Below are 11,642 nucleotides of genomic sequence, written 5' to 3' on the forward strand. Positions count from 1 at the left end.
CGTTACATGACGCTGGAAACGCTCGCCGAGGTCGGCGACACTTCCAAACTCAGCCTCTCTGCTGTGGCTGACTGACCCTGCAATTCACCGTACCGAAGTCGATGACCTTCTGATTGACTCATACACCACGCGGCGGGACGCGATCGTAGCGAACGTTGGCATGTTCAGACAAACCTTTTCTCTTTGACTTTCGCCAGCCAAATCCCCCTGGTTGGCGCCAAGGCTGGTTGAATGTTGGCCGGGCGCCTCGCCCGCACTTTTGAATCGTTTCTGATGTCACTTCAACACTCCACCCTTGTCACCCTGCGTAACCGTCACCCAGCTTGGTTGCTGCTGGCTTCGCCACACGCGCCGCTGGTGGCGAGCTTTCTGCACCGGGTGTTCGTGGCGCCGAACGTGCGGGTGATGAGCGAGGAGGATCTCGCCGAGGCGCTTGAGGATGAACTGTTTGCCTTGCGCGAGCAGTTGGGATCGGAGGCCTACCCGAAAGGTGCGCAGGCGTATCTGAGCGATTGGGCCTCGACCGATAAGGGCTGGCTGCGCAAGTTCTACAAGCCGGGTACCGACGAGGCGCAGTTCGACCTGACCCCGGCGACCGAAAAGGCGATTTCATGGCTGGTGTCGCTCACCGAACGCGCCTTCGTGGGGACGGAATCCCGCCTGCTGACCTTGTTTGCGCTGCTCGAACAGATTGGCGCCGGCACCGAAGTCGACCCGGCCAAGCGGCTGGAGGATTTGCAGAAGAAGCGTGACGAGATCGATGCCGAGATCGCCCGCGTGCGAGCGGGTGAGGTGCCGTTGCTGGATGACACGGCGGTCAAGGATCGCTTCCAGCAATTTCAGCAACTGGCGCGCGAGCTGTTGGCGGATTTTCGCGAGGTGGAGCACAACTTCCGCCTGCTCGACCGCAAGGTGCGCGAGAAGATCGCGCTGTGGGAAGGCGCCAAGGGCGCGCTGCTCGACGAAATCATGGGGGAGCGCGACGCGATTGGCGACTCCGATCAAGGCCGCAGCTTCCGCGCTTTCTGGGACTTTCTGATGTCCAGTCGTCGGCAGGAGGAGTTGTCCGAGCGCCTCGATCAGGTACTGGCGCTTCCCGCGGTTGCTGCGCTAAAGCCGGAGCCGCGTACCCGCCGCGTGCATCACGACTGGCTTGAGGCGGGCGAACACGCCCAGCGCACCGTGGCCCAGCTTTCCCAGCAATTGCGCCGCTTCCTCGATGACCGCGCCTTTCTGGAAAACCGCCGCATCGTCGATTTGCTGCACGGCATCGAGAGCAAGGCGCTGGCCATGCGGGGGGCGGCGCCGACGGGCGTGGTGATGCACATCGATGCGATGGGGGCGGAAGTTGAACTGCCACTGGAGCGCCCCCTGTTCACCCCTGGGGTGAAGCCGCGCCTGGCCGATCTGGCCCTTGTGGCTGGAGATGCGGATATCGACACCGCGCGCTTGTTCGACCAGATCGTGGTGGACAAGGCGCGCCTGCGCACGACGGTGCAACGCGCGCTGCGCAAACAGCCGCAGATCACCCTGCGCGAACTGCTGGATGCCTCCCCTTTAAAACAGGGCTTGGCCGAACTGGTGGCTTACCTCGAACTGGCGCATGCCGGCCAGGCGGGCGATGCCCTGGAAGGCGTGCGCGCCGTTGTGGACGACAGTGTGGAAGAGCCGGTTCGCTGGCATGCCCGCAGCGCAGACGAGCAGCCGGTAGAACGCGAGGCCCGCTTGCCCCGTGTGATCTTCACGCGGTGAGGGTGCTGCGTGCTACCGAAGAGAAATACATGATGGATGCGCTGAACGAAAACGCCTCGGCCGATACGCCGTCCGATGTGCCGCCCGCGGTGCCCGAGCTTTCGGTGCTGATGGTGCAACTGCTCAAGGGCGTGCTTTACCGCGACGACGATGAGCGCCTGTGGGCCAGCTTGCTGCGACTTCAGGCGCGGGTGCGTGAACAGGCTGCGGTGCTGCTGCTCGATCTGGTACTGGACGAGGCCGAGGGTTACGCCTTTCTCAAGAGTCGACCGGACCCGGACGAATCCGACGGCGCGCCGCGCCTGCCCAGGCTCGTCGCGCGTCGACCGCTCACCTACGCGGTCAGTCTGATGCTGGCCTTGTTGCGCAAGCGCATGACCGAGTTCGATGCAGGCGGTGGCGATACCCGGCTGGTGCTCTCGCGCGACGAAATCGCCGAGCTGATGCGGGTCTTCCTGCCTGATGGCACGAACGAGGCCCGGTTGATCGACCAGGTGGATGCGACGATCAGCAAGGTGGTCGATCTCGGTTTTCTGCGGCGGCTCAAACCTGCGGCCGGTAGCGCGCAGGAGCGCAGCCATTACGAAGTGCGGCGCATCCTCAAAGCCTTTGTGGATGCACAGTGGCTGGCGGAGTTCGATGCGCGGCTGGCGGTGTACCGCACGGCACTGTCGGGCAAGGGGGAGGAGCGCGGGGCGCGCGGGGAGTCGGCCGATGCGTGAGACCTCAACGCTCGGTCTGGACTTCGTCGCGGACGACAGCCGTGTGGGCTTCCGGCTGCAGCGGCTGGAGGTGCTCAACTGGGGCACCTTCGACAAGCGCGTCTGGCGCTACCCGCTTGACGGGCGAAATGGCCTGCTCACTGGTGACATCGGTTCGGGCAAGTCAACGCTGGTTGATGCGATCACCACCTTGCTGGTGCCGTCGCATCGGGTGGCCTACAACAAAGCCGCCGGGGCGGATGCGCGTGAGCGATCCTTGCGCTCTTACGTGCTCGGTCACTACAAGAGCGAGCGCAACGAGGTCACGGGCAGTGCTCGCCCGGTGGCGCTGCGCGATGCCTCAAGCTACTCGGTGATCCTTGGCGTGTTCCGCAACGAGGGCTACGACCAGGCGGTGACGCTGGCCCAGGTGTTCTGGCTGAAGGATCCGCAGGGCCAGCCCGCGCGTCTGTTCGTGGCAGCCGAGCGGGCACTAAGCATTGCTGACGACTTCAGCGGTTTCGGTAGCGATATCCAGACGCTGCGCAAGAGGCTGCGTGGCTCGGGCTGCGAACTGTTCGACAGTTTCCCGCCTTACGGCGCGTGGTTCCGGCGGCGATTTGGCATCGAGCATGAGCAGGCCCTGGAGTTGTTCCATCAGACCGTTTCGATGAAATCGGTGGGCAATCTCACCGATTTTGTGCGCAGCCACATGCTCGAACCCTTTGATGTAGGAACCCGTATCGAGGCGCTGATCCGCCACTTTGACGATCTGGATCGGGCGCATCAGGCCGTGCTTAAAGCAAAGCGACAGGTCGGACTGCTCGCGCCGCTGGTTGACGATGGCCGCCGACATCAAGCGCTGGTAGCGGAGATCGAGGGCTGGCGCGACGCACGCGATTCGCTGCGGCCTTACTTCGCGCGGCTGAAGCTGGGTCTGCTGGACCGACGGCTTGCGACGCTGGCCGAGGAGGCGGCCAAGCTGGATGCAAGGATCGACCACCTGGACACACAACGCGAGGCTGAGCGCCTGGAAATCACCCGCCTGGAGCGGGCCCTGCGCGACAACGGTGGAGACCGCCTGGAGGCCTTGGCGGCAGAGATTCGCCGTCTGGAGCAGGAGAAGGCACAACGCCAGACGAGGGCGAAGCGATTTCAGGAACTGCTGGCCCGCGTCGATGAAACACCGCCTGCCGATGAAGTGGGCTTTGTTGCCCAACAACAGAGTATTGCCAAGCGTGCCGAAGGCTTGCGCGAGCGAATTGCCGACCAGGACAACTGCGAGCGCGAGGAGGACTTTGCTTTCCGCAAGGGGCGAGAGGTGCACGCGAGCTTGTCGGAGGAAATCGACAGTCTGCAGCGGCGCAAGAGCAACATCGACGCCAGCCAGGTCCGTATCCGCGATGCGCTGTGCTCGGCGCTTGGCATCGGCGAAGACGAACTGCCCTTCGCGGGCGAGCTTATCCAGATCCGCGAAGATGAGCGCGAATGGGAAGGCGCAGCCGAGCGGCTGCTGCGCGGTTTTGGCTTGGCCCTGCTGGTGCCCGACGTGTACTACAAGGCCGTTGCCGAATGGGTGGATCGCCAGCATCTGGGCGCCCGACTGGTGTACTTCCATGTTCGGCCGCGAAAGGGCGGGCAGCAGGGCGTACTCCTGCATGCGCAATCCTTGGTGCGCAAGCTAAGCATCAAGCAGGATTCGCCGCACTACGAATGGTTGGAACAGGAGCTTCGGAGCCGGTTCGACGTGGCGTGCTGCGACACTGGCGCGCAGTTCAGTCGCGAGGCGCGTGCGATCACGCGCGCCGGCCAGATCAAGGATCCGAGCGGGCGCCATGAGAAGGACGACCGCAGCCGCATCGACGACCGTAGCCGCTATGTGCTGGGCTGGAGCAATGCGGACAAGCTGCGCGCCTTGCGCGACGAACGGGGGCGTCTTGAGGCCTCGCTTGCCACGCTCGCGCAGCGCATCAGCGAGATCCAGCAGGCACGCAACGAACTGCGGAGCCGGCTCGATGCGCTCAGCAAGCTCGAGGAGTTCACACGCTTTACGGACATCGACTGGGCGAGTCTGGCGCGCCAGATTGCCGCGCTTACCGACGAGCGCGCGAGGCTGGAGGCTGCATCAGACATCCTGCAAGAGCTGGGGCGTCAGCTCAAGGCCGTGCAGGACCGGCTGGGCGAGCTGGATGGCAAACGCTCAGACGCGTTGGGCAAGCGGGGCGAGGTCAAGAGCAAACGCGAGGCGGCACAGGCGATGCGGGATCTGGCCGGTAGCGCGTGGGATGAGGCGCCGCTGGCAGCGGCACAGATCGAACGTATCGATGGCTTGCGCGTGCAGGCGCTTGGCGAACATCAGCTGTCGGTTGAGTCTTGCGACAACCGCGAGCAGGAACTGCGCAAGTGGCTGCAGGAGCGCATCGATGCGGACGAGCAGCGTCTGAAACGACTGAGCGAGCGGCTCATCAAAGCCATGGCCACGTTCAAGGACGAGTTCAAGTCCGAGACCGTCGAAATGGACGTAAGCCTCGCGGCGCTGCCGGAGTACGAGCGGATGCTTACCAGCTTGAAGGGCGACGATCTGCCGAGATTCGAGGCGCGCTTCAAGGAGCTGCTCAACGTCAACACCATCAACGAGATCGCCAACTTCAATGCCCAGCTCGCCCGCGAGCGCGAGACGATCAAGGAACGCGTCGACTTCATCAATCAGTCGCTTCAGGGTATCGACTACAACCCCAGTCGCTACATCACGCTGGTGGCTCAGCCCAGCCCGGATGCCGAGATCCGCGAATTCCAGCAGGATCTTCGTTCGTGCACCGAGGGCGCGCTGACGGGCTCGGCCGACGAACAGTATTCGGAGATCAAGTTCCTGCAGGTCAAGGCCATCATCGACCGATTCCGGGGCCGCGAAGGGCTATCGGATGCGGACCGGCGCTGGACTGCAAAGGTGAGCGATGTACGCAACTGGTTCCTGTTTTCGGCCAGCGAGCGCTGGCGCGCCGATGGTACCGAGCACGAGCACTACTCCGACTCGGGCGGCAAGTCGGGCGGCCAGAAAGAGAAGCTTGCTTACACCGTGCTCGCCGCAAGCCTGGCGTATCAGTTCGGGCTCGAGTGGGGCGCGGTGCGCTCACGTTCGTTCCGCTTCGTGGTGATCGACGAGGCGTTCGGGCGCGGGTCCGACGAGTCAGCGCAGTACGGGCTGCGCCTGTTCCAGCAGCTCAACTTGCAGTTGCTGATCGTCACGCCGCTGCAGAAGATTCACATCATCGAGCCCTTCGTGGCCAGCGTCGGTTTCGTGCATAACGAGGGTGGGCGCGATTCGCGGTTGCGTTGTCTGTCGATCGAAGAGTACCGGGCGCACAAGGCAGAGGGTGAGGCCGGCGGCGGTGTGACGCCATGAGCTGGACGAGCCCGGCAGACCTGCGTGCCCAGATTCAGCGCCTCTGGGATCGGGGCGACTTGCTGCGTGCGTCGGTATCGAGTGCGATGGCCTGGCCGTTACGTCTGAGTTTGAAGGCGCCCAGCGCCGCGGATCTGTCTGGCCGGTTCGAGGCTGTGCGTGATTGGGTGCGTGTGCTGGCCGAGATGCCAAGGGTGCGCATCGAATGGCGCGAGTGGAAACATCGCGTGCAGGGCATGCAGCGGCTACCCGCAGCGGTGTGGCTCGATTCGCTGCAAGATGCGCTGGCGCTCATTGGCAAGGCGCACCCAGCGCAACGATTCGATGTCCTGTGGCAGCAAACGGCAAGCGCGCAACCGGCTTTGCTGGCCTGGCTGTCCAAGCGTCCGTTGCTGGCCCTGGAACTCGCCGACCGCTGGGAGCGTTTGCTGGCGGTGGTTTCTTGGCTCCAGGACCATCCACGACCCGGCGTTTACCTGCGCCAGGTTGATGCGCCTGGGGTCGACAGCAAGTTCATCGAAGCCCACCGAGGTGTGCTCATCGAACTGCTTGAGCTTGCGTTGCCACCCGAGGCCGTTGACCCGGCGGCCACCGGAGTCGCCCAGTTCACACGACGGTTCGGCTTCCTGGACAAGCCTGTCCGGATTCGTTTCCGTTTGCTCGACCCGGCGCTGCTGAAGCTTCCGGGGTGCGAGGGATTGCTCGATGTCACGCTCGACGCCGCGAGTTTTTCTGACTTGGTGCTACCCCTTGAGCGCGTATTCATCACCGAGAACGAAACCAATTTCCTGGCTTTTCCCCAAGCCCCGCGCGCCATCGTCATTTTCGGTGCGGGCTACGGCTGGGATGCGCTGGCACGGGCAACGTGGCTACACCGATGCCGGCTGCACTACTGGGGTGACATCGATACCCACGGCTTCGCCATTCTCGATCAACTGCGGGGTTACTTTCCGCAGGTGGCGTCATTTCTCATGGACCGGGAAACTCTTCTGGCGCATCGGCCCCACTGGGGCGAGGAGTCGACGCCGATTCAGCACCCGCTACCTTGCCTGACGGCTCATGAAACGCAGGTGTATGACGAGCTCAGGTTCGATCGAGTTCAGCCACGGCTGCGGCTGGAGCAAGAGCGAGTGGGCTTCGCCTGGCTGAACGAGCAGCTGGGCAGATTGTTGAGTGCGGGGCGATAGTCTGCCTGCGTCCCCCGGCCGTCGGTGACTGCGCTGGACGTACATTGCGCGCAATGACGATCTCACGCTGCGCTCCGGTTTTGAGCGACTCAACCAGCCGCGATAGCGTCGACTTGGCTTGCAGCATGTTCTCCGTGCTCATGATTCAGGTCAGATTAGTCCGGTCTCGCTAATAGGGCTTTAGCTTTGCCGACGCGGCCGCGCAACACGGGATGAAAGGCCGCAGTAGATTGAATTGCAGAGGCACGATGCCGAAAGCGCTAAAGGGTCACTTTCGATCGAGTCTCGCCCGTACTCCATAGTCGTCGGTTGCCCGCTTCGAGTTCTGCGTAAGAAAGCAGTCGGTGGAGTGTCGCGTTCCGGATGCCGCCTTTGCCAAGTTGCCTTGCGTCAAACAGATTCAGATTTGCACAAATTAACTGATTTTTTGAATTGCGCCCTTGACAGGCAAATTCACCGGCCGAGTAACCAGTAAGTCATTGATGGGACTACGTTTTAAGGCCCCGGTGCGGCGCCGAATCTGCGCGTTTGCGCAGCGATCGTGTCAGAAAAACCCCTACATGTCCGGGAATCCCCTCTCACGTTAACAGCAAGAGTTTCTTAACCTTGGCCGAAGTCTGCCTCTACAGGTAAACCGCAACGCCACGAGCGGTGCGGGTCCCACGTACGTTAAGGAATGCTCATGTCTCGCCACGCCACCCTCAACCGCATCTACCGGCTCGTCTGGAGTGCCGCACATAACGCCTGGGTCGTTGTTGCCGAAGTTGCACGCGGGCGGGGGAAAAGCAGCGGGCGGCGCAAGCTGCTGGCGCCGGCCTGTGCGGTCGCCTTTACCTTCGGTGGTGGGCTGGCGCAGGCCGGGCCCACGGGCGGGCAAGTCACCGCGGGCAGCGGCAGCATCAGCCAGAGTGGCGCCACCACCACGATCAGGCAGAACAGCCAGAATCTCTCGCTCAACTGGCAGAGCTTCAACGTCGGCAAGCAGGAGACGGTGAACTTCGTTCAGCCCTCGGCCAGCGCGCTTGCGGTCAACCGCATCTACGACACGGCGGGCAGCCAGATCATGGGCCGCCTCAACGCCAACGGCCAGGTCTGGCTGATCAACCCCAACGGGGTGCTGTTTGGCCAGAGTGCGCAGGTGAACGTCGGTGGCCTGGTGGCCTCAACGCTGGAACTCACAGCAAGCAGTGCCGACGGCCAGCGCGCCACCTTCAGCGGCCGTGGCACGGGCAGCGTCATCAACCAGGGCAGCCTCACCGCAGCCAGCGGCGGCTACATCGCCCTGATCGGCAAGAGCGTGGCCAACACCGGCAGCATCAGCGCGCCGCAAGGCACGGCGGCATTGGGCGCGGGCAGCGCCGTAACACTGAACTTCAACGGCAACAGTCTGGCGAGCCTGCAAGTCGACCAGAACCTGCTCGATGCGCTCGCCGAAAACGGTGGCCTGATCCAGGCCGAAGGCGGCCAGGTGCTGCTGAGCGCCGGCGCGCGCGACAGCCTGATCAGCAGCGTGGTCAACAACACCGGCGTGATTGAAGCACGCACGGTGGAGAACCGCGACGGCAAGATCGTGTTGCTCGCCGGCATGAGTGCGGGCACGACAAACCTTGCCGGCAGGCTCGATGCCTCAGCGCCCGATGGCGGCAAGGGCGGCTTCATCGAAACCAGCGGCGCCAAGGTGACGGTGGCGGACGAAGCCCAAGTCACCACGCAGGCCGCAAACGGCCAGACCGGCACCTGGCTGATCGACCCCACCGATTTCACCGTCAGCGCCGGCAGTGCCCCGAGCACCGGCAGCGGCATCGGCGCCAGCACGCTCGCCACGAACCTTGGCACCAACAACGTCACGCTGACCACAGAAAACGGCAGCGGCAGCGATGCCGGCGACATCCACGTCAATGCCAACGTGAGCTGGACGAGCAACAACACCCTCATGCTCTCGGCGTATCGCAACATCAACCTCAATGCCAGCATCAGCGCCAGCGCGGGCACCCTGAAGCTCCACTACGGCCAGGGCAGCACCGACGGCAGTGGCTCCGGCTACGCCCTCAACGGCGGCTCGATCAACCTCTCGGCGGGCAATCACTTCTATACCCAGCAGGGCCGCAGTGGCACCGTGACCGCCTGGACGGTCATTACGTCTCTGGGGGCTGCAGGCAGCACCACCGGTACCGATCTGCAGGGCATTAGCGGCAACAGTGCGGGCAACTATGTGCTGGGCGCCAACATCGATGCCAGCGCGACCAGCGGCTGGAACGGTGGTGCTGGCTTCAACCCCATCGGAAATAGCGCGAATCGGTTCACTGGCCGTTTCGATGGCTTGGGCCATACCATTAGCGGGCTAACCATCAAGCGCGCCTCCACCGCCTGCATCGGTTTGTTTGGCTATACCGGCAGCGGTGCCAGCATCGCCAACTTGGGGCTGACGGACGTTCGCGTGCAGGGAAGCGCTTATGTGGGTGGTTTGGCCGGCGTGAGCTTGGGTGTTATCAACAACGTCTACGCCACCGGCAGCGTGTCGGGCGATTATGGTGTCGGCGGTCTGGTCGGACTCAACGACGGCTCCGGCAAAATTAGCAACGTTTATGCCACCGGCAGCGTGTCGGGCAACCATCTTGTCGGCGGTCTGGTCGGACTCAACTTCAACTCCGGTACGATCAGCAACGCTTATGCCACCGGAAGCGTGTCGGGCAGTAACGATGTCGGCGGTCTGGTCGGACTTAACGCAGAGTCCGGCACGATCAGCAACGCTTATGCCACCGGCAGCGTCTCGGGCACAACGGAAGTCGGCGGTCTGGTCGGAGGCAACTACAACTCCGGCAAGATCAGCAACGCTTATGCCACCGGCAGCGTGTCGGGCGCCAGTAATGTCGGTGGCGTGGCCGGAAACAACATTGGCACGATCACCAATGGTTTTTTCGATACCACGACGTCTTCCCGGGCAAACGGTTGCGGCGGTGGTGGCGGCGCCTGCGGTGTATCGGGCAAGACCACGGCGCAACTTGCCGCCGCACTGCCCGCCGGTTTTGATGCCGCGGTGTGGGGCAATGGCGGCAACCAAACCACGCCCTATTTGCTAAGCCACGGGGTATTCAACACTGCAGGCCCGGTTTACCTCGGAAGCGATGGCGCGGCGACGCCCACTGCATACGACGTCATCCTCAACGTTAACCAGTTGCAGGCTGTCAAAGGCAATTTGTCAGCCCATTACGTGCTGGGCAACGACGTTGACGCCAGCGCCACCGCAACCTGGAATGCCGGGGCTGGGTTCAGCCCGATTAGTGGCGTGAGCGTGCCATTTACCGGCACTTTTGATGGGCTGGGACACACCGTCAGCAAGCTGAGCATCAATCGCCCCACGAGTGATTTCGTTGGGCTATTCGGCGGCGCACAAAGTGGCGCAATCATCCGGAACTTGGGTTTGGTGGAGAGTAGCGTCACGGGCCGCGACTACGTTGGTGGTTTGGCTGGTTCCAGCAGCAGCACGATCAGCAACGCCTTCGTGACGGGCAGCGTGACGGGGCGGCTAATCGTGGGAGGTCTGGCTGGGGCTAACGTTGCGGGCACGATTACGAACTCTTACGCAAGCGCCACCGTTACAGCCGACAGCTATGTCGGCGGTCTGCTTGGGGCAAACAGCAGCACACTGAGCAATGTCCATGCTACGGGCAGTGTTACTGGCTTCGACAAGGTTGGCGGTCTTGTTGGCGTTAACGCCGGCACCACTACCTACGCCTACGCCACAGGACGGGTGACGTCCAGCGCCTCGGCCGGAGGCCTTGTGGGTGAGAACGATTCGGGGACGATCAGCTTTGCTTACGCCACCGGGGATGTCAAAGGCGGCGATGCCGTCGGCGGACTGGTTGGACTAAATCGAGGCGCCGTCAGCAATGCTTACGCGACTGGCCATGCGACAGGAAACGCGGGGGTCGGTGGATTGGTCGGCTACGGCTATCTGAGTTCGGTCAGCAATGTCTACGCGACAGGCACTGCCGTTGGCGGCAGAGATGTCGGGGGGCTGGTTGGCATCAACGACATGAGCTCCATTACGAACGCCTACTGGGATACCACGACATCCGCTACGTCGAGCGCGACCGGCTATAACAGCGGAACCCTGGACAAGCTGTTTGGACTTGACACGGCAGCCATGCACGCAGCCGCCAGTTTCAGCGCGTGGGGGGGCGACATCAGCAACGCCGGGGGCTCTTCTGCGGTCTGGCGCATCTACGATGGTGCGACCTACCCCTTGCTCAGACACTTCCTCACGCCGCTCTCAGTGACAGCCACCAGCGGCACCCGCACTTACAACGGAACAACGGCGGGGCTCGGGGTGAGCTACTCCGCGGTGCCGAATGCCAATCTCCTTGGCGTGGCCACATCGGTTGCGACGAGCAAGAATGTCGGCTCGCAGGCGCTGACCGTTTCCGGACTCTATTCGAACCAGCAGGGTTACGACGTTAGCTACGTGAGCGGCACGCTGAGTATTACCCCGGCTCACCTCACGGGCGACATCACCGCCGCAGGCAAGACCTACGACGGCACCACGGCCGCGACCACCGCGGGCAGCCTGGCTGGTGTTGTGAGTGGTGATGCCGTGGC

5 protein-coding genes are annotated in these 11,642 nt (G+C 63.2%); all 5 read left to right on the top strand.

Annotated features, from left to right (window positions below; genetic code table 11):
• Nucleotides 1–273 precede the first annotated feature (273 nt).
• Nucleotides 274–1,752 carry a DUF3375 domain-containing protein gene (locus OPU71_RS20745; protein WP_267730004.1) on the top strand — a complete coding sequence of 493 codons (1,479 nt, stop codon included), beginning with the start codon at nt 274–276 and terminating at the stop codon, nt 1,750–1,752.
• Between the two features lie 2 nt (nt 1,753–1,754).
• Complete coding sequence (locus tag OPU71_RS20750) at nt 1,755–2,474, top strand: DUF4194 domain-containing protein (RefSeq protein ID WP_267730005.1); 720 nt, start codon at nt 1,755–1,757, stop codon at nt 2,472–2,474.
• The gene (locus OPU71_RS20755) at nt 2,467–5,856 is read left to right on the top strand and encodes an ATP-binding protein (RefSeq protein WP_267730006.1); all 3,390 of its coding nucleotides are present in this window, start codon (nt 2,467–2,469) and stop codon (nt 5,854–5,856) included. Before OPU71_RS20750 ends, OPU71_RS20755 begins: the two co-directional genes overlap by 8 nt.
• A complete protein-coding gene (locus OPU71_RS20760) occupies nt 5,853–7,043 on the top strand; it encodes a DUF3322 domain-containing protein (RefSeq protein WP_267730007.1) in 1,191 nt (396 codons plus the stop codon). The genes OPU71_RS20755 and OPU71_RS20760 overlap by 4 nt, the downstream gene beginning before the upstream one ends.
• A gap of 682 nt (nt 7,044–7,725) precedes the next feature.
• Nucleotides 7,726–11,642 (top strand): GLUG motif-containing protein (locus tag OPU71_RS20765; protein ID WP_267730008.1); only part of this gene is annotated, 3,917 nt, incomplete at its 3' end.

It is taken from the genome of Niveibacterium sp. 24ML, assembly GCF_026586805.1.
Classification (GTDB): Bacteria; Pseudomonadota; Gammaproteobacteria; order Burkholderiales; family Rhodocyclaceae; genus Niveibacterium.